Consider the following 23,955-nt stretch of genomic DNA (forward strand, 5'->3'; position numbering starts at 1 on the left):
TCTACCTCCCAATCAATTGCTGAACAGTATTCACAAACTCCTGCTGATTCACTGGCTTGGGTAAATAGGCATCAGCCCCCAACATATTGCCCCACAGCTTGTCTGCATCTGTATCCTTCGTGGAACACATGATGACCGGGATCCCATCCGTCTCTGTGCTAGCTTTTAATTCACGGCAGAGTTCAAAGCCACTTTGTCCTGGCAGAATCACGTCTAACACAATCAGATCTGGCCGTTGCTGATTCAGGTGGTATTGGGCTTCCATACCGTCCCGCGCTAAAACAACATTTAGCCCCACCTGCTGGAGATAGCGGGTAAGAATTTCCGATTCAGTCAGGCTATCTTCTACCAATAAAACGGTCGTCATACAATTCCTCAATTTCTTTGCTCAATGCCGGAATAGTGAAAAGCCCCGCATCGGGTTGTTTTCAAACTGTCTTTAGAGGCTGTTTGAAAAGGTCCGCCAAGGATTAACATTTCAAACAGCTTCTTAAGAAAGATTTGAACAGAGCTTTCAGAGGTTACTCTTCACAGAATTAACCGAAAAAGCACTATTAAAATCTTTTCTGGAGTTGGTAGATGACTTCTATTAGAGACGTTAATCTTTGTCCGCTAAGCCGACAAAAATTAACTTCTCAAACATTCGGTCAGGGAGGGCATTTCATCCGTAGAAATGGGGCAATATCGACGCACCACTTCCATCAACCGTTGGGGGTTAACCGGCTTTGACATAAAATCTGAAGCCCCAACAACCTTAGCCCGCACCCGATCCACAATCCCGTCATTTCCTGTCAAGATAATCACGGGAATATCTTTGAACGCGGAGATTCGCCGAATTTGAGAGCAAATCTCATACCCACTCGCGATTGGCATCACCAGATCAAGAAATACCAAGCTAGGTTTTTCTTCTAGCAACGTGGGAATAGCCTGGAGTGAATCCTGAATACTAATGCAGGGATAGCCCAGTTTAGTTAATACCTGTTCCAATTGCCAGCAAATAACAGGGCTATCATCAATACAAAGAATTTTGGGAAGATTTTGCTCTTTTGATGATAGGGAAGTAGAGTTAATTGGAGAACTGGGCAGTAAATCAGGAACTTGCCGTAGGGTCATTAACCCCTTACGCACCAAAGGATTAAGAAGCTTAGTAAAGCGTAGAACATCTTGCTTTGTCTCGACAGCAATATCTGCCAGAGGCGATTCCCCATCAATGAGATGACTTAAGGTATCGTAAGCTTTTGCTGGAATACAATTTTGTAGCTCCTGAACATTGTCAATGTAAGGAGCCAGGTGAGGGGAATAGTCAGCCAGCTCAGCCTTGCACCAGGACTGCCAGCGTTTGTAAGAGTTGCTAAAAAGTTGCTTCGGGCTGAAGACAGCAATCGGTTCCCCAATCCGTTTAATATCGGCAGAATTGCCTTCCTGGTGATAAGAAGCTCCTGACTGTAAAACATCAAAGAGAACTTCGCCCAGTAGATATTCAAGGAGGGCGATCGCCTGTTCCCGTTGAAGTTTTTCACTTCTCACCAAAGATGTAATAACCCGGTACTCCCAGAAGGGATCGGCATCCGGTTCATCTGGCAGCAATGCATCTGAATAAAGATTGGGGTTATGGTACAAAAAAGCACGCCGCCAACGACGAAATCGATGCCCATTGCTATTAGCCCAAAGCAGGCGGCCAAAGAGAAAGTAGAGGCTCCAGGTATTGTGACCCGTCAGGGAGCTGGTCAGAGAAGCATTGGATTGAACCTGAAGTTCTCCTGTGAAATGCTCATGAATATTGAGCTGAAATTGCCGGACTAATTCCTCAACATTCAAGCGTGTAGTATTTATCATTGCGCCATCTGAGGTTAAAAGAAACTCCAAGCCACATCTTTGTGGACATTATGGTAAACACCCAGATCCCTGATAAAGCCTTTTGCTGAGAATAAACTCAGCGAGATTTGATAAGTATAGAAATACTAAAAGTTAGTATTTAGCGAATCAAGTAAATGGCTGATAGGTACAACTCACGAGTAACAAGAATCGAAGCAACATAACAACCTTTCACTCTCAAAGCGCCACAGACTTAGCTCAATACCTGAGGGTAGATTCCTGAGAAACCTTAGCAGGAAAACTTAATATTACATGTATTATGCGTAAATCTTCCAGGATTTAACTTCGTAAAAACACGGAATCCAGCTTAATATATAAGAAAAATTATTGGCAGCTAAAGTACACGTTTCTACCACGCTTTAACAAAATAGAGAACATAATTGGCGAGTTAAAACGAAATCTTATAAAATAAACGTTCTATGCGATTCTTCTGCAAATTCTTGATCTAGCTGTCTAAGTCTCATTCCTTAGACAGATACAAATACTTTACTTAATGGATAAATAAGGTACGGATCCGATTGGGTGAAGTACGAGCAGCGCACAATGCTCAACTGCTGCGTCTCGCCCATCCGGATGAGAGAACTCGTTCAAATAAATGGGTTTTGTTGCAGAGGAATCGAGTACGCTTACTCCCGCTGGCGAACAGCTCGCAAAATTGCGTTGATCAACTCCTCTGGCTCTACAGGTTTCGTTAGATGCTGTTGGAAACCCGCTCGTAGGGATTGTTCTCGACGGGTTTGACAGGCGTAGGCCGTAAGAGCGATCGCCGGGATCCCTCCTCCAGGGCGTGCCCGCATGTGCTGCAGCAGTTCATATCCATCCTGCTCTGGCATGGCAATATCGCTGAGAAGAATATGGGGTTGAAACTTGGGCAACCGTTCTAGCGCCGACGGAACATTGGTAGCCGTTTGGGCCACAGCACCATGCTCCTCCAGGATGAAGGCTGTCAGGCTCAACATATCGGGTTCATCATCGACCAGCAAAACTCGAATATCGTTGAGAGGATGATGGGGTGGTGGAGCGATGGAGTAAGAGGGCGAGGACGGAACAGGGGAATGATTCATCTTTAACGATTCTGTCCCTTTGCTTCCCAGCAATGGTAATGTCACGGTAAACGTTGTGCCATAGTTTTCACCCTGGCTTTCTGCTGTCACACTCCCTCCGTGCATCTCGACGAGATGTTGAACGATCGCCAACCCTAATCCCAAGTCTTGTTTTGTGGTTGTGTTTTGTTGATCTTGCCGAAATCTCTCAAAAATGTGGGGCAGAAAATCAGCGCTGATGCCTTTGCCAGTGTCGATAACCTGGATTCGGGCATGAGTACCTTGCTGATCCAGCAAAACCTGAATGAACCCGCCCTCTGGGGTAAACTTGATAGCATTTGTGAGGAGATTCAGAACAATCTGTTGCAGCCGGTGAACGTCACCCGAAATCTGTGCACCATTATGTATCTGAGCTTCCAGGTGAAGCTGTTTGGCTTCTGCTGTCGGGCGCACCGTTTCTAGTGCAGTTTCAATGACGTTAACTAAGTTGACTGATGTTGTTGTCAACTGCAATGTACCGCGTACCATACGCGAAATATCCAACAAATCTTCCACCAATTGCACCTGGGCCTGGGTATTGCGAACAATCGTTTCCAGGGCTTTGTGGGTCGTAGCCGGATCAAACTGGCGGGTTTGTAATAGCTTTGCCCATCCCATAATGGCGTTGAGGGGCGATCGCAACTCATGGGCGACCATAGCCACAAAATCATCTTTACTACGACTGGCCGCTTCTGCCTCAGCACGGGCCGATTGCGCCTGGGCAAAAAGCTGTTCTCGTTCCTGTTCCAGTCGTTTTTGCCTGGTAATATCTCGCACCGTTCCGGAGAAGCCAATCACTTCATCTCTGGCATTTTTGATAGGCGAAATCGTGATGGATACATTTACGAGGCCGCCATCTTTGCGTTGCCGTACGGTTTCGAATTGATTAACGTACTTACCCTGCCGAATCGCATCAAGAACCGTGGCTGGCTCATGCGCCCGATTAGCAGGAACGAGAATTGATAAATCTTGTCCTAAAATTTCCGCCCGGGTGTAACCAAAAATGCGTTCGGCGGCTGGATTCCAGCTAATAATCTGGCGATCCAGGGTTAGCCCCATGATGGCGTCTCTGGAGGACTCTACAATTTGAGCCAGGAGGAGGCGATCGCACTCGGCCTGTTTACGCTCAGACACATCTTCAAAAGTGCTCACGGCAGCGACTTGTTGCCCTTGCTGGTCAATGATAGGAGCTGCATTGACTGATAGGGTCGTTATCGTACCGTCTCCCCGACGATAGGACATCTCTTCCGCCTTGACCACCTCTCCTGCCAAGACAGCTCGTGCAATCGGATACTCTTCGGGTTGGTAAGCCTGCCCATCGGCATGAAAGGCACCGTACTGGGTATACCCACTGTAGTCTTCCAATACGTACATCGAGTGACATAACAGGCGAATGGCTTCGTCGTTGTGAAATAGCAGCTTACCGGAAGGTGCTTCGGCGATCGCCACCCCCGAAGGCATCTGTTGCAGAGTCTGCTCTAAGAAGCTGTGTTCCAGTTCCAACTGATGCATCAGTTGTTCGCGTTCGGCTTGCGCTTGCTTTGCTTCAGAAATATCCTGTACGACAACATTGACACCCAGGACATGACCCCTTACATCCTTGAGTGGGTAATAGCTGGCTACCCAGTGTCGCTCAGTCTGAGGCTGTGCTTTGGTTCTACCCTGAATCTCAACATCCAGAACCGGTTCTCCAGACTCAATCACACGCCGATGCAAGGGTTCGAGCGCATCTGCCAGTTCAGGGAGCACTTCCCGGACCGTACGCCCGAGATGCTCGGCAGATGGAACACCGTTAATTTCGGCTAAACGGTCATTGATTCGGACAAACCGCAGATCCGTATCATGAAAACACAATCCGACAGGAGCTGTAGCATAAATGCCTTCTAGCTCGGCAAACTGTCGGCGAATGGTAGCTTCGCGCTCTTGCAACCGCGCTTCGGCTTGCTTCCGCTCCGTGATAACTTCCGAAAATATAATAATGCCACCAATCTCATGGGCATCTGTGCGCCACGGATGAACCTCCCAACGTATCCACATCAAAGAACCATCTGCACGGGAAAAGCAATCCTCCTCGCAGGACTCAATCGCTCCTGCTAGACAACGCTGATGGATGGCCTTCCACTGATCAGGAATATCGGGGAAAATTTCATAGTGAGAGCGACCAACAATGTTTTGATGTTCTACTCCATAACTGGTTAACCAGCGATCGCTCGCCACAATATATTGCATTTCCCGATCAAACATTGCCACCCCGGCTGGCACGTGTTTGATAAATAGCCGCAATTGTTCTTCACGGGTACGCAATTCTGCTTCAATACGGTTGCGTTCGGTAATGTCTAAAAAAGCCCCAACTGTTCCTCGAATTTCATCCTGGGCATTTCGTAGGGGAGTAGCATAGGACAAGAGCTGACGAGCCGTACCATCCGATCGTCGAATCTCAATTTCTGTATCCAGTACATCAACTCCCAATCGAACGGCCACCTGCATGGGCAAATTTTCAGATGGCACTTCCTGTCCATTCTGAAAAACTTGAAACGAAGGTTGTTCCTCTACAGGCGCACTTTTTGAAATATTGTTGCCCACGCTAACCCCCAGCATTTGCCGCATGTAAGCATTGCACTGCATCTCAGCACAGCTGGGATCCAGGGCGATCGCAATGCCAACGGGGGCAATGTCAATGAGGGTTTGCAACTCAGCTACACGATTCGCTAAATCACGATTGAGTTGCTGATACAACTGCAGTTGCGATCGCCCCGTTTCGATAGCCCCTCGTACCGCCTGTTGAAGCTGCTCTGGGGTCAAGGTTTGTTTAACCAAATAGTTGTCGGCTCCAAGCTTAATGGAACGAACAGCGATCGCTGGATCGGCTTCATGGCTGACAATGACGACAGGAGGATGATCCCCCTTCAATTGTTCCTGCAATGCCTGTATAAACTTCAGCCCAGTGCTATCAGATAATGCATTGCTAGTGAGTATTCCATCTACCTGTTGACTCTGGCACAGAGCCAGGGCCGCAGCGGCAGAATCGGATTCTAATACGGTGTAGCAGCAACCAGTATCGGCTAATAAATAGCGACGCAACACATCCCGTTCCGATGCAACGGTCTCAACAAGCAGTACGGTATAGGCCGGGGAATGGGCCGGGGTACTTTGGCGAATAGGTTGCGTTACCATCACAATCCTTGGGTCGTCATAGCAGGCTCAGAAGTATCTTCCTGAGCGGTTAACTGAACCTGAAACGATGCCAAAGCGGTTAAATCTGCATCGGTTTCTAAACGGGCTTGCCATCCATAAGTCGGACTCGCGGCAAAGGTCATACCGCCCTCCTTAAGGGTTTGCAAAACCTGCCGGGCAGTTTCTTGAGCCACTCCCGATAATTGAGCAATTTCTCGAACTGTACGAGGCTGTGACGAATCACAACAGTCAAGAATATTAAGCGCTAATTGATAAGGACGGTCGAGATAGGGCCGAATTTGGGTTTGCAACGTCTGAGGCAGACACCGACGAAACCAAATGAGAAATGGCGTTGCTAATTTGATCTTATCGGTACTGGTTTTATTCACCTAACAAAGCTCCAGGCAGGAGTAACGTATCTAAGTGCTCTATTTAGAAGCACACCAGAAGCATCCCCCGTAGGAGGGAAGTGCCCCCTTCTAGGATGAGAATACCCCTTAGGAGCGAAATCTTTGTATTCTTACGGACGCAGAATTTGAAATTACAAGTTTGTTCACATAAGAGTCACAAGCTCTAGCAAACTCAGCAATTACAATCACTGATCCTAAGGAGGTTATTTTTTCTGCTCTGTAAGCACAAAAAATTAGCCTCCTTAAAAAAACTCAAAACTTACGCATCAATATCAAAGGTACTAGAGAGACTCGCTATCTCTTACATTAATACGCCCTAGTTAGCAGACTTATAAAAGTTCTAAAACTCCCAGGATCATATATTTAATAACCTGTAATTATTTTGACCAGAATAATGGCGAAGTCACCACTCGACCTAAATAATTATAGGTTGATTCATTGGGATCCCTAACATTTAGACTTTTTATGATTCTGTGAAACTGTAATAAAGGCTTGTACTTTTTCCAGCAGTTCTTCAAACACAATAGGCTTACGAATACAATCAGCAATTAATCCAGTTTTATTTCCGAAATTTGGAAATTCTGAGGCACCCGTCACAATCAAGAGGGGCACAAAAGGTTGATTTTGAGATACCCATTGAGCAACTCCATAACCATCCAGGTCCGGCATCATGAGATCAAGGATGACTAAGTCAGGGAGCTGTTGTTCAATTTTTGCGATCGCAGTATATCCCTCAGCTGCTGTTTCGACGAGATAACCTTCACTCTCCAGAAGTAATTTCAGCAAATCTCGATTATCGGCAATATCATCAACAACCAAAACTTTGGGTGTAGGTGTATAAGATCGTGGAGAAGCAGACGTCATCATACTCCCAACCTAGCTCCCTATAAAAATTCTAGATGGTCATATTATGATGTTTGTTTAAACAATAGTTTTCGTTCAAAGGTAAGGTGTGAACTGTTGCTTAAGAAATAAATAATATAATGCTTATCCAAATAAATAGGATGTTCTATACCATCGATTCAATAACATTGTGTGAGTCAATGATCATGACTCAACATCAGATCCAAAAGGCTGTTCCGCCTGCTTTGTAGGTGGAACAGCCTTTTGGATCTGATGGGCTTAAAACATACTTCATCCCCAAAACATGCTGAGATTAGAAGGAACGCTGAAAGCTCACTATAAATCTTGTCCAGCCGTCGTGACTCTCAACAGCGATCGCACCGCTCATGTGCTCCACAAGCTTTTTAACCAGGGCCAAGCCTAAGCCCGTCCCGCCTCGCTTCCAGGGATCTGCATTGGGAATTCGATAAAACTTTTCAAAGATACGGGGTAATTCTTCTGCTGAAATTTCTGCCTGATTGCCAACCGCGATTTGAATAGATGATGAATCTTCGCTATAGTCTGCACTAAAAGCAATCCTACCCTGCGCCGGCGTGTACTTACAAGCATTGTTGAGCAACTCTGTTAAAACCCGCTCTAATCCTTTCAAATCAACCAGGAGTGAAGGGAGATCTGAAGCGATGGACACCTCAAAGGTCTGTTGATGTTCTTGAGCTCGGGCTTTAAAGGGGGTGAGAATAGGTGGTAGCCAATCGTGCAAATCCACAGAGCCAGTCAATTCGTTGACAGGGGAGGTCGTTTCTAGCTGTTGCAAGTCCAGCAGATCGTTCACTAGCATGGCTTCACGATCGCACTCTGCTTCCAAAATTTCCCAATAGCGTTGGGCTCGATCTCCAGATGGCTTGAGTTTCAGCATTCGAATCGCCATTTTCATGTTTGAAACGGGCGTTCGCAGCTCATGGGAGACAGTGCTCAGAAAGTCATCCTTCAGTTGATTGAGCTTTTCTAGTTCTTGAACCTGCGTTTGAGCCGCTTGATAAAGGCGAGCCTGACGGAGGGCGATCGCACAATGATTCGCAACTTGTTGAACCAGGCGTAATTCCTGTTCTTTGAAGCCATACTCCTTATCAATAATCAGCCAAATATCTCCCAGCACCTCATGTTCAACAAACATAGGACAGGCTAACATCGCAACCCACCCACGGATAGGATTTCGGCCGAGATTACAAAATTGAATTGACTGCCCATGCAACAGCGGTTGGTAAATTTCGGGATACTTAGCCAAATGGCAAACATGGCCTTTCATCGGAAAAAGTGGTGGGTTGTATTCATAGCGGATGTGAGAAACCCCCTCTTTCAGGTCGTACAACGCAGCATTACAGGAATTGACCCCCAACCCCATGCCCAATTCCTGTACGGCCGTTTGCAAAATTTGGCTTTCATCCAGGCTATCTCGCACCTTATCTGTGATTCGGCGCAGGGTTGCTTCAAATTCTAAAGCTTGCTCCAGCTGGGCAGTTCGCTCCCGCACTTGCTGTTCCAGGGTGGCCGTAAGCTGTTGGAGTTTGATTTCGGATTCCTTCTGTTGTGTAATATCCATCGTTGTTCCTAGAAAGCGAATAGGCTGCCCCGTTTCACTAAGAACAATTTCACCATTACCCACAACCCATCGAACATTACCGTCCGGACGAACAATGCGATTTTCTAAGGAATAGCTTGTTTTTTGTTCCAGCGATCGCTCTACAGTCTGGTGAACCAGATTCCGATCTTCAGGGTGAACCAGCTCTAAAAACGCTTCGTAAGTTCCGTCAAAAGTACCAGGTACCAGTCCAAACAGCTTCTCATTACTCTCTGTCCAGGTAATGCGATTGGTTTGAAAATCCCAGTCCCAAATACCCATCTGAGCTGCATGAAGAGCTAATCTTAAGCGTTCCTCACTTTGCTGTAAAGCGTGCTCCATCTGTTGCTGCTCGGCAGTTTGCTGACCTTGATTTAGTGCTGAGCGAATAACCAGGGGTAGTTGAGCATAATGTTGGGGAGATTTCGTTAAATAATCATCTAATCCCGATTTCATTGCTTCAACGGCAACCTCCTGGTTACCACTATCGGTCAACATGATGACCGGACAGTTTGGGGTATGAGATTTAACCTCCCTAAGAATTGTCAGTCCATCACTCCAATGAAGATGATAATCCGTTATAACGAGATCAAAATTGCCTCGCTTCACCACCTGATTTAGATGAGCCGCCTCTGTTACCTCCACAATGTGTAGTTCCGAAAACCCGCGTTGCAGTTCACGGGTGATCAGAGAACGATCATCAGGGTTGTCATCAACGAGGAGCAGGCGCAACATTAAAGGCACTTCACAGAGATCACGATTAGGGGACATGGTATGGTTCCCTAATTAAACTCGAATTGGGTGAGTGTTTGGGCACTTCTAAAGGCAGAGCCTTGCCATAAAATCGCTTCACCCCTATCTATCCTCCTATATCCACTTCAATTTTTACAGAAGTGCTATTTCTTTGGTGGGATGCTTACTGCGGTTTTCTCGATCCGATATGCTATAAAAGGGGATATTAATCTTCCTGCATCTCTCACTTCACTAGAGCGGAGGCTGGTTTTAACGATATGTTGAAACAGCACCAAATTGAATGCTGCACAGAGGAATTTCAGCAGACAATATTGCCACTTTGCACTCAGCTTCCATATCAAAATTCGCTTGAAAAGGTTACCTCTTCATATTGAAAGGCATGAAAAGCAACCTTTCACTAGCACTGACGGCTTAAGTTCGCTCATGGTTAAAGGGGTAGGGGGCCTTACAACCCTCCGTCTTCAACCATGGGTTGATTTTCACCCGCTAGTGCTAAACCTCGAAGCAGATTCTTAATGAGCTTAATAGTTTGAGGCTTGAGAACACTTTGGACTAATAATATTGCTCACCCAGGATTCAAACGCTATATCTAGTGTTTTTCGACACCAATACCTTTATACTGTGTCATAGGTAGGTTTCTATGAAAAGCTGCATCCTTCTTCAGTAGCAATACTAGAATAAAGATCATCTGTACTTATCTAGTCGACTTTACCCGTTTGCAACGAGGCCAGACCGTATGATCCAAGAAGTTTTTATAGAAAGTCCCTGGGAAGATGAAAGCATAGCTCGTCAAAGACGAGATGAGCGATACGGAGAGCTGGCTGCCGCTGGGTTAGATTGCCGTCGTGAAAATCTCTATACCGTAGATGGAAGGCGAGTTTTCCTGGTAATCGCTACCCCTGCCGAGGAAGAAGTGCAAATTTCTCCAAGTGCCCGTGATAAGCCCACTGCTCCCCGCCTACGAGCGGGACGTCCTGTCCGTCGTATCCAAGGGTACGAGACACGGTAAGACAGCCATCCCTTGTTCTAAAAAATGAGAGCCTTAATTCTTACCGACGCAAAGCGGCAGTAAAATTAGGGCTCTCATTTTTTAGGATGCATCACTATACTCCTAACGAAAATGACTACAGCTATAACCAAACTTGGAGTTGTTATGAGAGAGGCGCTAAGCGCCCCTCTCATAACAACCAACCACACGTTTAGAACAGCACCTACTCAACAGATTGGATCATGAGACTGATCAATCGGTTGAGATCTAACAAAAATGCCGTTTGGGTGCCCTCCTCGGTCTCAGCGATCGCAACCTGATTTGCAACACCCAGGTAATCCAAATGGCGATAGGAGGTCGGAAGCTCTCGTATGTTTTTGGGAGGCACCTCAACCAGAACTGGAGATTCGTAGAGGGGAATACCCAGGAGGTCAACGTCGGGCGATCGCAACGCGATTAAATAGTTGACCTCTGCCACCGACTGGTTGGAGAGGTAACGGCAGAGATCCAATATGGTAATCTCGTGGTCGTCAATATGAGCAATCCCTGCTAACGTCTTACCGCTACTGTAGATGGTCGTTTTTCCATAAATGTGTTGAATGGAATGGATATGGACTCCAAAGTAAATAGGTAAGTTGCCACTTAACACCTGTTGCCCAAAGTTGAAGAGAATGAGCTTCCGGTTGGGTTGCTGCCGTTCTGAGGAAGGCGTAACTGCACTGGATGGCGAGACAAGGGTTGATGTGGATTGAGGGGGGATCATGGGTGGAGTGATGAATTAGCTGCTGGAGTTAGCTTGAAGAAGTGTGCTGATTTGTGAGAGAAACTGCTGTTCGATATAAGGCTTTGTGAAGTAGTTTGTAGCGCCAAGATGCAGCGCAAGTTTACGGTGTTTTTCACCGGAACGTGACGTCAGCATGATCACTGGAATATTCAGCAGGTCAGGAGCTTGACGGCGATGAGTCAGAAATTCAAAGCCATTCATGGTTGGCATTTCAATATCACAAATAACCAGCCGAATTTGAGGATGTTGATGGAGCTGCTCTAACGCTTCCCGGCCGTCTCGGGCTTGCATGACTTGATAACCAGCTTTCTTTAAGGTAAGCGTGAGCATTTGCCGCATAGTGGCGGCGTCATCCACAATCAGGATAGTGGACGTTGTTTGAACGGGTTGAGCCGAGACTTTGGTAGGGGGGGCGATCGCCGTCAACCGATTACTCTGACGGTGGAGCAGTAGGGTCACCGCATCAACCACAGGAACCACAGAACCATCTCCCAGAATCGTACAACCATACAGATAGGTAGGGGCGGCGAGAGTATCGCTAAAGGGTTTGATAATCAGTTCTTGTTCTGTAATCAGGCGCTCCACCTGTAGGGCAAAGGGTTGATTACCTTGGCGAAGAATGAGCAAGGGGGCTGCCCATTCTTCGGGAGTCGGGACGGAGTTAAAGGACAGATTGGCTTCAACGGTTGGGAGAACGCAGTTAAACGGGAGCAAATCTTGCAAGGAATGGATAGGAATCACTTGGCGTCGCCAATAGAGGAAAGGTTGTGCGCCGGAGGTTTTAATATCACTAGGGTTAGGGTTGACGATTTCCTCAATACTGTCCGAAGGAATGGCAGCCAGGCTCGCCCCCGACCAGGTTAAGAGCAATTTGGAAATACTCAGGGTAAGAGGGATACGGAGGGTAAAAAGGGTTCCCTTTCCCGGTTTGCTGTTGACAGAAATGCTGCCCTTGAGCGATTGAATTTGCGCCCGCACAATATCCAACCCCACACCCCGCCCGGATAGCTCACTGACCTGCGATGCGGTGGAGAAACCGGGTTCAAAAATTAAATTCAATAGACGTTCATTGGAAACCGTTTTGGCTACTTCTGTCGTGAGCAAGCCATTGTCTATCGCTTTTGCCCGAATACGTTCAAAATTAATACCCCGTCCATCATCTTCTATTTCAATAACGGTACGGCTACCTCGATGATAAACCCGAATGTGAATACTTCCCTGCTCAGGTTTACCCTGCTGTTTTCGATCATCACTGGGTTCTATTCCATGGTCAAAGGCATTACGTAACAAATGCAACAGAGGATCGTAGAGCTTTTCCAAAACAACTTTATCAACCAATACTTCAGTTCCTGTCAGTTTAAGGGCAACAGGCTTTTTGTATTGGTAAGATAGCTCTTTAATTTGACGTGGAAAGCGGTTGAGAATGTTACCCAGAGGCAACATTCTGGCCCACATCAGTTCATCCCGCAACACGGTCAAAATTTGCCGCTGTTGCTCTAAACCGCGATCGCTCTGCTCAGCAAACAGGGTCACATCCTCGACAGCTTCATCCAATTGCTGGATAGATTCTGTTGCCTCCTGTAGCAAGTTGTAGACTTCGTTATAGCGATCGAGTTCCAGGGTATCAAACGCAGCCCGGTAGGATAGGTCGGTGCCTTTTTCCAGAATGATCGTGGGTACCGGCGATCGCTCCTGGGTTGCTGCCGAATAATTTTTCTGATAGCGTTCTGGGCTAACAAGCAACTTATTTAGATGTACCTGTAATTGGGTACCAATCGTTAAAAACTTGCCAAAGCGTCGCCGCAGTTCCTGCAAGGTTTCCTGAAGTTGTTCATTCTGCAACGATAAGCTGTTGCGGTTAATGGATAACTCCCCAAGCTGGTTGCTGATCCGTTCCAATTGATCCAGGTTTAGTCGTACAGAAATTTGGTTATTATTCGCCGTGTTTTGTGAGGGTTGGGCGCTATTCGTTTTGGCCGTCGTATTTGTAGCTTTAGTGGGATGAAGTTCAACCGGTGCTGGCTCTGACACAATGGGTAATTGGTCAAAGCTTTGCTGAATAGCAGCGATAGCCGACCCAACTAAATTTGTATGGCCTGTACCTGTTGATCCAACATTGCCCTGTTCATTGCTGGGCTGCTCTTCTGCACGAAGTGACTCTGTAGGAGGTGCCTCTACAAACAGAGCTTCTGGAGAGGATTCGGCTGCCGAGGTAAGTCCTTCCTCTAAAAAAGGCGGAGTGTTGTCAGGAATGAAGCCGCTCTCCAAATCCGTTACAGAGGTGGATAGAACATCGCTCTCGACAGCCTGGAGATCTTCCGCTGCAAAAACACTCTCCAATTCCGTCAACAAATCAGGCTCATCCGAACCAAAGGATGAGGTGTCCTGTAGACTGAAAACGCTTTCTAGATCCACCTCGCTCGCATCAAAGACTGAGGTATCTTGCAAATTGAAAACACTCTCCAAACCCGCATCATTTGGATTAGTAGTTGGAAGACCCTGGATGCTGAAAACGCTTTCCAGATCGACATCACCTGAATTCAAAACTGAGGTTTCCTGAGGGCTGAAAGCGCTATCCACATCCGCATCATCTGCAAAAGTTGGGGCATCTTCTACACCAAAAACACTCTCTAAATCTGTATCATCCGCAAAAGTTGAGGCATCTTCTACACCAAAAACGCTTTCCAGATTTGCATCACCCGAATCAAAGATTGAGGTATCCTCTATACTGAAAACGCTTTCCAGATTTGCATTACCTGAATCAAAAACTGAGGTGTCTTCTATACTAAAAACGCTCTCCAGATTTGCATCATCTGAATCAAAGACTGAGACATCCTGAGTGCTAAAAATGCTCTCCAAACCCGTATCATTTGGATCAAAGGTTGGCATATCCTCCGGATCGAAAACGCTCTCTAGATCCGTATAGGAGCGATCGCCACCTTCATTGGATAGAAAGCTTTCCGTACTGCTGAAGCAAGAATCATCGGGCACCGCATCCCTCAGAGCAGGCATTTCAAACCAGGATGGACCTTCATTAAAAAAGCCCGATGAGCCGAGCCACAGCTCATCGGACGGGATATCGTCAGGCGAGATGGGGTCTTCCTCCCCCTTGCTCTGAACAAAGCTTTGTAGAGCAGGGGAGGGGGTACCTCCTTGGGAGCGATCGCCCCCCAGAACCGCATGGTGTGCCGCCTTAAAGTTTTCCATTGCAATGGGAAACAACTCACTGGCACGATTGGGCTCCGCTTCCAGGGCAGCCAAAATGAGATGGGCAATCTGAGTCAGTCCGGGTAAATTAAAGAGTTCCGCAATTCCCTCAAACACCTCCGCCTGGGCACGCAGTTCACCTCCAATGAGTTGCTCATCCCCTTCGATTGATTCCAACCGCTCCAAAGCCTGGGCAACATCCGTTTCAAAGATGTTTTTGACGATATCAATTCCCATTTCAGCCACACTGGGCAGATGGTCTTCGCCAGTAATAAAGTCGGCCAGTCGCTCCTGGAGTTCGGCAAAAATGGGCTCAGCAGCCGTGAGGGCTGACTCCCCCTCCTCCCAGCGATCGCCTAACTGAATAGCTTCTAGCAGGGGATTACGAAGGCAATCATACGCTTGTAGGAAGAGCCGTTCTAAAGCTTCATCGACTTGCAAATCAGAGTTATAGAGACAACGAAAGTAATCTTCTAGCCGATGAGCGATGGTCTTAATCGCCTCTAAACCGACGTTGGCCGAACCCCCTTTAATGGTGTGGGCAGCTCGCATCAAGGCATGAACCCGTTCAACTGTACACTCCTGACGAATCTCCAGCAGTTCGGCTTCAATAATTTGCAACAGCTCAGGCGCTTCCTGCACAAAGAAAAGAAATGCTTCATCGCGGATGTCGGGATGGATTGCCATAGAGTCGCTCTGGTTCAGCTTTACTTGAAGCGGCCTTTCAAAAGTTTTGTGTCAGGTCTTCAATTTCACAAAAACTCTTAAATTTAGTTTTTGTGACCTTTTCAGAGTTTTTGTGGAAGCGAAAATCCCACAAAAACCCTGAAATTTAATTTTTAGTGTCCGATAGTCAACCCCTAAAAATTGACGTGGCACTAAGACGTGTTTGAGAACTGGCTGAAAAGCTCATTTTTGTGACACAAAGTGCACAAAAAAGTGACCTTTCAAGCAGATCCTAGTTCAACTTAAATTGTGAAACCGTAGTCTGGAGGTCTTGAGCCACACTTAACAAATCCTGGAAGGTTTCCAGTAGTGTGCTAGCCCGAACCGATGTATTGTTTGCTAGCCCTGCCACACTTGTAATGGTTTCAGATACCAGCGCTGAGTTTTCAGACTGGGCGATCGCCGCTTCTGTAATCGTCTGTACCAGCTGGCTAATCTGTTCACTCGCTTTCGCAATCTGATTCAAGCTCTGGCGAGTTTCTTCAACGAGTTGCGTCCCCGTAACAACCTGCTGTGTCCCTTCTTCCATTGCGGAGACCACTTCGTTGGTTTCCGTCTGAATGCTAGCCACCAACTGTTCAATTTCTGCGGTTGCTTTCGCGGATTGACGAGCCAGAGAGCGCACTTCGTCAGCAACCACTGCAAAGCCTCGGCCTTCTTCCCCAGCACGGGCGGCCTCAATGGATGCGTTCAACGCCAGCAAGTTGGTTTGTGCAGCAAAGGTGCCAATCAGGTTCACCACCTTGGAAATCTTTTGAGACGATTCCCCTAACTGTTTCACCTTCTTCGCCGTTTCTGCCACCGTCTCTCGAATTGCCATAATTCCTTCAACAGTACGGTTCATAGCAGCATCGCCCTGGATTACTGTTTCATTAGCAATACGTACCGCCTGTTGTGCTTCTTGAGCTCCCTGGGCCACCATCTGAATGGAACGGCTCATTTCTTCAATTCGATTGAGAGCTTGTTGTACTGAGTTTGCTTGTTGTTGTGCATCCCCTGTTAATTCGGTTAGGGAATCCTGGTTCTCCTCAGCAGCATGGGCTACCCGTACAGCTACCGATTGCACTTGAGCCACAATCCGTTTCAAACTGCTGATCGTTGCGTTGTAGGAGTCAGCGATCGTACCAATTTCATCTTCAGTCACGTTTGCTCGAATGGTCAGATCCCCTTCTCGAAGAGGGCTTACTTCCATCAGCAATTCCAAAGCTCGGTTTTGTAGAAATTCTTTAGCCTCCTGCTGTTGTCTTGCATATTCCGTTTGTTGTCGAGCCGCTTCCATTTGAGCGTTTAATTGTTCTCTAGCGGCTTCTTCCTGGCTCCTGAGCAGCTCTTTAACCCGTACGACCAGATTGTTGAAGGTTTGTGCCAGGGTTTGGCTTTCAATCGTTCCTTGTACCTGAGCTTGAATGTCAAGATCGCCCTCTGCTACCTGGCTTGCAGTATACGCCAGCTCACCCAGCGGTTGTGACAAACGACGTGCTAACACAATCACAGCGGCAACTGCAATGGCCGCCAAAATAGGAACCAAACTAATAAAAATCAGAGACAGTTGCCGCGCAGCGGTGGATAGCGCCTCTTCATCTACCGAGAGAACCATAATCCAATCGGTGCCAGGAATACTGGATAACTGCACCTCTCGTCCATCCGTTACAAAGGGTTCAGATAGAATAATTTCGGAGGACTTGGCTGAATTGGCTAAGGTTTGGCGGAAAGCATTGACCTTGCCCAAAACAGTATTGCCACCAATAATGCCTGTCTGTGTAATCACCCCAGTTTTGTCAATGGTTCTAAAAACTTCGTTTTTATCACTGAGAAACTGCAAGATGGGATCGCCCTTCTGACCCAGCGTTTCATGGAGCTGTTGGTTTCGAGCGGTCAAACTCTGATCAAAAACATCCGCTTCAACAATTCCACTTAAAACACCGACAAATCCATTTGTGCTGGGATCTGTCAGTATCATGCTGATCTCCATCCCTTCGGTTACCAGAGCCGTTCCATCTGTGACTGGACTGGTAATGTAAACACCTTTTTGTTTAGTTTGTTGCCACCACCCCTGGTCTGCATTGTAGAAGGCTTTAGGTAGACGGCTGGCTGCAACACTCATACCTTGACGGTTGGTAAAGAAGACTTTAGACAAACTGTCTTGTCTTTCCAAAACTTGTAAATACTGACTTAGAGCTGTACCTGATTGTAGGGTTCTCGTAGCTCTAAAACGGTATTCAAGCTGTGAAGCAGGAACTCGTGTGAGTCTTTGCGCGTCAACCTGTGTAGACGCTACACGTGCTGTTCCGTATATGAGCGGATTAACCGCGATGGATGACATCAATTCCAATTTGCGATTAATCTCTTTTGCAACAAGATCGGAGTTGTTGCTTGCCCTTGCTCTTAGTTCCTGGAGACTTCGATTAAAGGTATTTTGATAGGCAAAAACACTAGCAGCAATACCGCTAATAGCCAGGGGAATCAACGCCACTGGCAATACCGTGAGGAGCAACTGCCGCCGGAGGGTTAATCCCTTGAGTTGGGAAGCCTCCTCAATCGGGCCATCTGGTGGATCGTTCAAATTGTGATCCAAGAGATCATCCTCTGGCTCTTGCAGATGCTTAGAACGAGGGGGGGGAGGGGGGGGGACAGGCCGTAGTGGTGCGGGGGATGATTTTCCGTTGGGAGCCTTTGCAACGGATGCATTAATATTTTGAGTCATAGGTAAATCGGGGAGATGAGGAACAGTACCGGCACGGGCGCTGACTTTTGATGCGCTATGTGCATGGAAGACAAACTATAGGGAGGCAAGCCCCGATGAAACAGCAGAACCGAACGGCTGCCCCTCAAACAGGGGAGTTATGTCCAGGGCTAAAAGCATTTCACCATCGGTGCCGAGGGTGTAGCCTCTTAGAAAGGGAACCAGATGAGGTGTAATAACCGCAGGTGGAGGTGAGGCAATATCGGATGGATCACACCAGTGCAAATCATCCACCGTGCGCACAGCCAACCCCAAGCGTGCTGATGAACCCGATCGTTGAGGTTGTGCCACCAGAACCATGTAGGATGACAGCACCGTTGAGTGTTGATGGAGCGATCGCACCCCCAATAATTGCCCCATGTCGACAATCCAGAGAATCTCACCACGCCAGTTGTAAACCCCCAACACCCAGGCAGGCATATCGGGAATCGGGACAACTTGAGCAGACGCCAGGGTTAACACCTCCGTCAGTTGTTCGACGGGTAGCATGGCGTGGGTGCGATCGTCGACGGGGAAGCGAAGAAACTGTAAGGTTCCCCGCTGTGATTGATCAACCTGCGTTAAATATTCCAGCTGATTAAGCATCAACGGAATAACAAACTGTTCTGACATCTGGCCCCCAGGTGGGAATAGATAAGCCCATATGGTAGAAAAGCACCCTGGGGAAAGGATTTGAAAAGTTGATTGACTACATACCTTGTGCAGGAGCAATCATTCTGGCACTTTTCAAACATCTCCAATAAGTGGCCATTGCTAGAGGTTGGGTTAAGAGACAGCGAAACCCAACTAGAACGCACTACTGTCGGGTTTCACGGTCTCTTAACCCAACCTACCCAGATAGCCAAAATGTACAAGCAGGATAGGCATTGCCCAGCATCTACTACACGATCTACTAATATTTCAACCTACAGAAGTTAGGTGGGCAATGCCCACCTAACTCAAAATTCGACTAAATTAGTTTTTGAACGCTTCTGATCAGTTCATCAGTGTCAATGGGTTTGGCAAGATAAACATCGGCTCCCTGCTGCATACCCCAATATTTATCCATCTTGCCCCCTTTTGTGGAGCACATAATGATAGGAATTTTCTGAGTGGCATCTTCCTCTTTCAAATCACGGCAAAGTTCAAAACCACTGCGATCGGGCAACACCACATCTAATACAATGAGATCTGGTTTTTGCGCGGCAATACGCGCCTTTGCCTCTTCTTCACTACCAGCTGTAACCACTGAAAATCCAGCCTGCTGAAGTGAACTCTTAGCTACTTGTAGATCAGTCATAGAATCATCAATGACAAGAATCGTACCCATATTATCCCTCCCAAGATAGACGATTAGGTGATTTCCAGTAATTACAAAAACTCGATAATAGAATACCCAAAGAAGCGGCAAAAACTACAATAGCTTTTGCACAGTTTTGAGTAATTCTTCTGTTTGAATTGGCTTTGCAATATATGCATCAGCACCCTGCTGCAAGCCCCAATACCTATCCATCTTAGTACTTTTGCTTGAACACATTACAACAGGAATTTTCTTGGTTTTTTCTTCACCTTTTAGGGCACGGCATAGCTCGAAACCACTACGATCAGGTAATACAACATCAAGGACAATCAAATCGGGTTTTTGATTAGCAATTTGTGCTTTTGCCTCCTGTTCACTACGAGCTGTCACGACTAAAAAACCTGCCTGCTGCAAAGAAATTTGAGTGATATGAAGGTCAGTCATAGAATCATCAACAATTAGAATTGTGTTCATCATAGGTCTCTGTTCACAGCTGACTTCTTTAATAACAAGGGTTGTGCATCTTCCTCAAGAAGGTATTTATTAAGAGCTGCCATTAACTGGGTATAGTTAACACTTTTACTTAAAAAGTCAGTTGCTCCCACTAACTTCGCACGCACACGATCGACGATGCCATCATTACCTGTGAGGATAACAATCGGCGTTTCACGAAAAGCAGATATACGACGAAGCTGACTGCAAATCTCATAGCCATTTGTGTTGGGCATCAGGAGATCGAGCAAAATCAGTTGTGGTTTCTGAGTTAATAGGGTTGGAATAGCCCGTAGTGGATCTTGAATGGCAAGAAACCGATAACCTGCTCGTGTCACTACTTTTTCAAGGGTATTGCAAACCCAGGCACTGTCATCAACACAGACAACTAGCGCTTGCTTTGGCTTCGGAACCTGAGCAGGTTCGGGTTGGCTAGCTCGTGGGGGGATGACAGGAGGCAAGGATTTTGGAATAGTAGGAGGCAGGAAGTCAGGCAGATCCACTAGCTCAATGATGCCTGTTTGTATGTAAGGAAGGAGCGATCGCATTACATCAATGGGCGATCGGTTTGTCATCGTAACGGCATCCCAGAGGGTACGTTGCCCATTAAAGAGCTCAATCAACGTTTTATAAACTTTGGACGAGGTATCCTGCTTCAATCTTTCGCTATCCCGAATCACGGGTGCAAGATTCATTGAGTAGATCTCAAGATGGGCCTCCTGCCATCGCTTCCAGAGAGGACGTTGGTGTTCTAATAATTGGGCTGGATCGATGAGCCCTAATTGCTTCTGAATGAGCAGATCTGTTTGCATCCTATGTTTGATCGGTTCATGATGAGCAACATCAAAGAAGATTTCACTCAAGATCCCATGAATAACTTTGGAGACCTGGGCCGGAGTCAAATAGGACCTTCTGACTAGATACAGAAGAAACTCATACTCCCAGCAAGATACAGAATCATGGTCAATTTCTCCCTGCAACTTCCTTACAGCATCCGAAGTCAGTTCATCTGATGCTTTGAAGAGGTGGCGGTAAAGCCTCCTGACGGAATGCTGCCCCCCGGTACCGTAGAGCAAACGCCCTAAAAATATGTAGAACGTCCACTGCTCATCGCCGTCACTAGAAAGCAACAGCTGACCTGTGAATTGCTTCTTTTTTAGCGTAACGAGCGACTCAAAAGTGTAAGACATTACCGCCAACTGCTTGCTAAGGGATACACAACGTTTCACGAAGATGCAGGAATCACTGACGTCACTTTGCCATGGAAACAGAAAGAAACAGAGGTTGTGAAAAATTCCCAAACGGAAGAAATATGTTGAGAAAACATTGGCAAAGTACTTAGTGTTATAAGGGGGTGATGTTTACAGATAGGCTAATTACCTGGGGATACGGGATACAGGTCTAAGTTCGGTGTTATGGAAAACCAATTTGTACGAACAAGCGAAAGCGCAGGGTTAAGCCAATTCACTGAGATGCTTTTAGCCTGCTTTCTCATAGCTTTTATAAACTTTTGGAACGCATGTAGAAGTAAGCCACTACTTGAGTGCAAGCTCACGTCTCTTTAACGTAAACGTTGATATAACATCAAAAAAGAGGGTTTAGTACTGCCGTGCAGGCCGTGGCATGATGCAAAAGGGCATAGCCCTTGACCCTTAACTGAGAAGTAGGAAGGGGAATTTTTACTGGAACTTTAGATGGAATAGGTTGAACACCTCTTCCGTAGAAGAATGAGTTCAATCTGGTTGCCAAACTAACAGTTGCTTAACTCTTAGGAACCTCCCACAATAGCTAGAGATTTCTAAGGTTTTCAACTCCAGGTCACAAAAGCCTGTCGATCGATTATTCCAGGCTCTATAAACAGCATATTACCGCTATCCGGTGAGTGAATACCCATTCGAATAAATAATGGGTTTACGCGCAATTCCCCAGATTCCTTAAAAGCTTCAGGTAGATTCCCTACAGATGATAGGTCAAGTAGAAACACAAAGGTAGATAGACCGATTCAGCATTCCTGCAGGAACTAATAGATATGATAGAACATTCTCCGGAAGGAGCATCTCCGTGGAATTCCTTAATCAACAATAGAATTACCTAGAATAAGCATAGAGTATTCCACGTATTACAACATCCAAGCATTGAAAAATGCCCAGATAATCTTGAAAAAACTGTTTTCCGCCAAAAAATATGCACAAAAATTAATAATTCAATTATTTACCGGCGAACAATCCGGCTGTTCCGATGGTATGTGGGTCAGAGTAGAGTAGTGAGCGTTAGAGCATTAGAAAAACACAGATTAACCACGAAAAATAAGCTTCTCAAATACCTCCGACTCGAATTAGTTATAGCTTTGTTCATGTGTGTCATTAGCTCGGACAGTTTTTCTGAAACTCCTGATTTTGCCTATGTTTCGCGTACGCAAAATCAGGAGTTTCAGAAAAACTGTCTAGAGTATGGGTTAATTTTCTGTACTTTGAGAACAAAAAGCACTCTTCTGGATTATGTTCTTCTCTCATATCTCACCGGCTTGGAAAATGCTGTGAATCGTGTCTGAGAAATATTAGCCGTTCTGCCCAAGCACGGATTTGAGTCGACCTGTGCTCAAACATAAGCTCAGATACGCTTCATACCAGTGTTCAAGATCTCGGTTCTTGGGACAACCATTCCGTAGCCAAATATAATAGGCGGCTTCACGAACCAGGGCTTCGTCTGGTGCGTTTGAGTAAAACCATTCACACATACCTGTTCTCGCATCATAGGGCAAGGCTGCAAATGCATCTCGTCCTGGTGAAGGTTGTGTGTGACGGTAGCATTCGGTACACAATGGGCACCCATGTCCAGGGCAGTACAACAGCATCGTGAGATCTCTAGTTAAAATTTTGGGTCTACTCTCATCTTGCCCCTTTCAGGACACGCATCCTGCTCGTCACCTTACACCATGTTAGGCAGTGCCGAACGTTGTATCTATGGGTTGAGCAGATGCACAAAAGATATATTTCCTTACGGATATAGAAGCAGCAGAAGGAGGGAGCGATATAGGTGTAACTTTTGCATTCACGTGCTTCTGAAAGAGAACTGTCCTCTTCTTTCTCGGAAAAATTGTAGTACGTTCTTGACTTTTGTAGTATACTTGTAGCATGACATGAGATACAAAGGACTTAATCCATGAATCTCACCCAATTCACAGAAAAGGTTAAGCCTCGAAGTTTTCAGAGGCCTATGGCGTTGCTGCTTCTAATATCTGCCGGCAATAGCAACCTGAATCCTAAAAACTGAACCACTATCTTGGAGTAATTTTTACCCTAGGGCTTAGTTATTGCAGCGTAACCCAATGGCTAAGGCACTCGGCTCATAACCGAAGATATGTGGGTTCAAATCCCACCGCTGCGACCTATGCACAGATGGTGTAACGGTAGCACCAGGGTCTTCAAAACCTTTTGTCCGGGTTCAAATCCTGGTCTGTGTGTTGTCGTGCCCTGACCGAAGAAGCTTACATACCTGCCCAATGGACAAGGCAACTGTTTCCCAAACAGTTCATTGCAGGTTCGAATCCTGCGTATGAAACAACAGCTTCTTCAACTTGCACGGCATTTCTCATGAACTGGAGAACTGTGATTAATTACATTTCTTCAGTGATATCTAATATTCGCAGGAAAAGAGCGATCGCTACACGGGCGACTCTTTCTTCCATTGTTTTGCTAATGAGAGGTGATAGAAATGGTTCACATTCGATTTGAGGGGCGATCGCTCGATCTATCGGAAACCCAACTGGGGATCACGACAGGCATGCATGATACAGCTGTGAAAGAGCGTATCTCGAGACATCTGGATGTTAATGTTAATCGGCTTTCTATCTATGTGATCGATCGCCGCCCCAGTGGTGATCTGATCGTCCGGCCTGAGGCTGTATACGGCTGATCAATCTTTTGTAAGTTGATTCATTCTCATTAGTTCGGACAGTTTTTCTGAAACCCTTGATTTTGC

General features: G+C 46.4%; 15 protein-coding genes and 2 tRNA genes. 4 read left to right on the forward strand and 13 right to left on the reverse strand.

The window, feature by feature from the left end; all coding sequences use genetic code 11:
- Position 1: 1 nt before the first annotated feature.
- The 6 genes from NDI52_RS26790 to NDI52_RS26815 all read right to left on the reverse strand — a co-directional run bounded on the left by NDI52_RS26790 (position 2) and on the right by NDI52_RS26815 (position 9,773).
- Positions 2 to 367: a response regulator gene (locus NDI52_RS26790; protein ID WP_190775432.1), complete on the reverse strand. Its 366-nt coding sequence runs from the start codon at positions 365 to 367 to the stop codon at positions 2 to 4.
- A gap of 260 nt (positions 368 to 627) precedes the next feature.
- Complete coding sequence (locus NDI52_RS26795; protein WP_190775431.1) at positions 628 to 1,836, reverse strand: response regulator; 1,209 nt, start codon at positions 1,834 to 1,836, stop codon at positions 628 to 630.
- A 665-nt stretch (positions 1,837 to 2,501) separates the two neighbouring features.
- Positions 2,502 to 6,131 (reverse strand): PAS domain S-box protein, encoded by a 3,630-nt coding sequence (locus NDI52_RS26800; RefSeq protein ID WP_348256586.1) that lies wholly within the window; start codon positions 6,129 to 6,131, stop codon positions 2,502 to 2,504.
- The gene (locus NDI52_RS26805; RefSeq protein ID WP_190774447.1) at positions 6,131 to 6,520 is read right to left on the reverse strand and encodes a helix-turn-helix domain-containing protein; all 390 of its coding nucleotides are present in this window, start codon (positions 6,518 to 6,520) and stop codon (positions 6,131 to 6,133) included. Before NDI52_RS26805 ends, NDI52_RS26800 begins: the two co-directional genes overlap by 1 nt.
- A 468-nt stretch (positions 6,521 to 6,988) precedes the next feature.
- Positions 6,989 to 7,408 (reverse strand): response regulator, encoded by a 420-nt coding sequence (locus NDI52_RS26810; RefSeq protein WP_242035598.1) that lies wholly within the window; start codon positions 7,406 to 7,408, stop codon positions 6,989 to 6,991.
- 289 nt (positions 7,409 to 7,697) lie between these two features.
- The gene (locus NDI52_RS26815) at positions 7,698 to 9,773 is read right to left on the reverse strand and encodes a PAS domain-containing protein (RefSeq protein WP_190774448.1); all 2,076 of its coding nucleotides are present in this window, start codon (positions 9,771 to 9,773) and stop codon (positions 7,698 to 7,700) included.
- Positions 9,774 to 10,491: 718 nt separating this feature from the next.
- Here NDI52_RS26815 and NDI52_RS26820 point away from each other — a divergent pair.
- Positions 10,492 to 10,764 (forward strand): hypothetical protein, encoded by a 273-nt coding sequence (locus NDI52_RS26820; protein WP_190774449.1) that lies wholly within the window; start codon positions 10,492 to 10,494, stop codon positions 10,762 to 10,764.
- A 202-nt stretch (positions 10,765 to 10,966) separates the two neighbouring features.
- Here the strand turns inward: NDI52_RS26820 and NDI52_RS26825 are convergent, their stop codons facing one another.
- From NDI52_RS26825 to NDI52_RS26855, 7 genes are all read right to left on the reverse strand, one after another.
- The gene (locus NDI52_RS26825; RefSeq protein ID WP_190774450.1) at positions 10,967 to 11,506 is read right to left on the reverse strand and encodes a hypothetical protein; all 540 of its coding nucleotides are present in this window, start codon (positions 11,504 to 11,506) and stop codon (positions 10,967 to 10,969) included.
- Between the two features lie 15 nt (positions 11,507 to 11,521).
- The gene (locus tag NDI52_RS26830) at positions 11,522 to 15,421 is read right to left on the reverse strand and encodes a hybrid sensor histidine kinase/response regulator (RefSeq protein ID WP_190774451.1); all 3,900 of its coding nucleotides are present in this window, start codon (positions 15,419 to 15,421) and stop codon (positions 11,522 to 11,524) included.
- A gap of 271 nt (positions 15,422 to 15,692) precedes the next feature.
- Positions 15,693 to 18,164, reverse strand: coding sequence for a HAMP domain-containing methyl-accepting chemotaxis protein (locus NDI52_RS26835; RefSeq protein ID WP_199307596.1), 2,472 nt, complete (start codon positions 18,162 to 18,164; stop codon positions 15,693 to 15,695).
- 75 nt (positions 18,165 to 18,239) lie between these two features.
- Complete coding sequence (locus tag NDI52_RS26840) at positions 18,240 to 18,815, reverse strand: chemotaxis protein CheW (protein ID WP_199307595.1); 576 nt, start codon at positions 18,813 to 18,815, stop codon at positions 18,240 to 18,242.
- Between the two features lie 337 nt (positions 18,816 to 19,152).
- On the reverse strand, positions 19,153 to 19,512 hold the full coding sequence (locus NDI52_RS26845; protein ID WP_190774452.1) for a response regulator: 360 nt from the start codon (positions 19,510 to 19,512) through the stop codon (positions 19,153 to 19,155).
- A gap of 84 nt (positions 19,513 to 19,596) precedes the next feature.
- A complete protein-coding gene (locus NDI52_RS26850) occupies positions 19,597 to 19,959 on the reverse strand; it encodes a response regulator (protein ID WP_347280002.1) in 363 nt (120 codons plus the stop codon).
- A complete protein-coding gene (locus NDI52_RS26855; protein ID WP_190774453.1) occupies positions 19,956 to 21,164 on the reverse strand; it encodes a response regulator in 1,209 nt (402 codons plus the stop codon). The genes NDI52_RS26850 and NDI52_RS26855 overlap by 4 nt, the downstream gene beginning before the upstream one ends.
- A gap of 2,124 nt (positions 21,165 to 23,288) precedes the next feature.
- On the opposite strand from NDI52_RS26855, the gene NDI52_RS26860 reads away from it, so the two are divergent.
- The 3 genes from NDI52_RS26860 to NDI52_RS26870 all read left to right on the forward strand — a co-directional run bounded on the left by NDI52_RS26860 (position 23,289) and on the right by NDI52_RS26870 (position 23,889).
- Positions 23,289 to 23,361 (forward strand) — tRNA-Ile (locus tag NDI52_RS26860).
- A 102-nt stretch (positions 23,362 to 23,463) separates the two neighbouring features.
- Positions 23,464 to 23,534, forward strand: a tRNA-Gly gene (locus NDI52_RS26865).
- A 154-nt stretch (positions 23,535 to 23,688) separates the two neighbouring features.
- On the forward strand, positions 23,689 to 23,889 hold the full coding sequence (locus NDI52_RS26870; protein ID WP_190774455.1) for a hypothetical protein: 201 nt from the start codon (positions 23,689 to 23,691) through the stop codon (positions 23,887 to 23,889).
- Positions 23,890 to 23,955 lie beyond the last annotated feature (66 nt).

This window comes from Leptolyngbya sp. PL-A3 (assembly GCF_039962325.1).
Lineage (GTDB): Bacteria > Cyanobacteriota > Cyanobacteriia > Elainellales > Elainellaceae > Vacuolonema.

What these genes read in the sequence shown, in the direction of transcription:
- NDI52_RS26790 (WP_190775432.1), bottom strand. Translation starts at nt 367, where the DNA reads ATGACGACCGTTTTATTGGTAGAAGATAGCCTGACTGAATCGGAAATT.
- NDI52_RS26795 (WP_190775431.1), bottom strand. Translation starts at nt 1,836, where the DNA reads ATGATAAATACTACACGCTTGAATGTTGAGGAATTAGTCCGGCAATTT.
- NDI52_RS26800 (WP_348256586.1), bottom strand. Translation starts at nt 6,131, where the DNA reads ATGGTAACGCAACCTATTCGCCAAAGTACCCCGGCCCATTCCCCGGCC.
- NDI52_RS26810 (WP_242035598.1), bottom strand. Translation starts at nt 7,408, where the DNA reads ATGATGACGTCTGCTTCTCCACGATCTTATACACCTACACCCAAAGTT.
- NDI52_RS26815 (WP_190774448.1), bottom strand. Translation starts at nt 9,773, where the DNA reads ATGTCCCCTAATCGTGATCTCTGTGAAGTGCCTTTAATGTTGCGCCTG.
- NDI52_RS26820 (WP_190774449.1), top strand. Translation starts at nt 10,492, where the DNA reads ATGATCCAAGAAGTTTTTATAGAAAGTCCCTGGGAAGATGAAAGCATA.
- NDI52_RS26825 (WP_190774450.1), bottom strand. Translation starts at nt 11,506, where the DNA reads ATGATCCCCCCTCAATCCACATCAACCCTTGTCTCGCCATCCAGTGCA.
- NDI52_RS26830 (WP_190774451.1), bottom strand. Translation starts at nt 15,421, where the DNA reads ATGGCAATCCATCCCGACATCCGCGATGAAGCATTTCTTTTCTTTGTG.
- NDI52_RS26835 (WP_199307596.1), bottom strand. Translation starts at nt 18,164, where the DNA reads ATGACTCAAAATATTAATGCATCCGTTGCAAAGGCTCCCAACGGAAAA.
- NDI52_RS26840 (WP_199307595.1), bottom strand. Translation starts at nt 18,815, where the DNA reads ATGTCAGAACAGTTTGTTATTCCGTTGATGCTTAATCAGCTGGAATAT.
- NDI52_RS26845 (WP_190774452.1), bottom strand. Translation starts at nt 19,512, where the DNA reads ATGGGTACGATTCTTGTCATTGATGATTCTATGACTGATCTACAAGTA.
- NDI52_RS26850 (WP_347280002.1), bottom strand. Translation starts at nt 19,959, where the DNA reads ATGATGAACACAATTCTAATTGTTGATGATTCTATGACTGACCTTCAT.
- NDI52_RS26855 (WP_190774453.1), bottom strand. Translation starts at nt 21,164, where the DNA reads ATGTCTTACACTTTTGAGTCGCTCGTTACGCTAAAAAAGAAGCAATTC.
- NDI52_RS26870 (WP_190774455.1), top strand. Translation starts at nt 23,689, where the DNA reads ATGGTTCACATTCGATTTGAGGGGCGATCGCTCGATCTATCGGAAACC.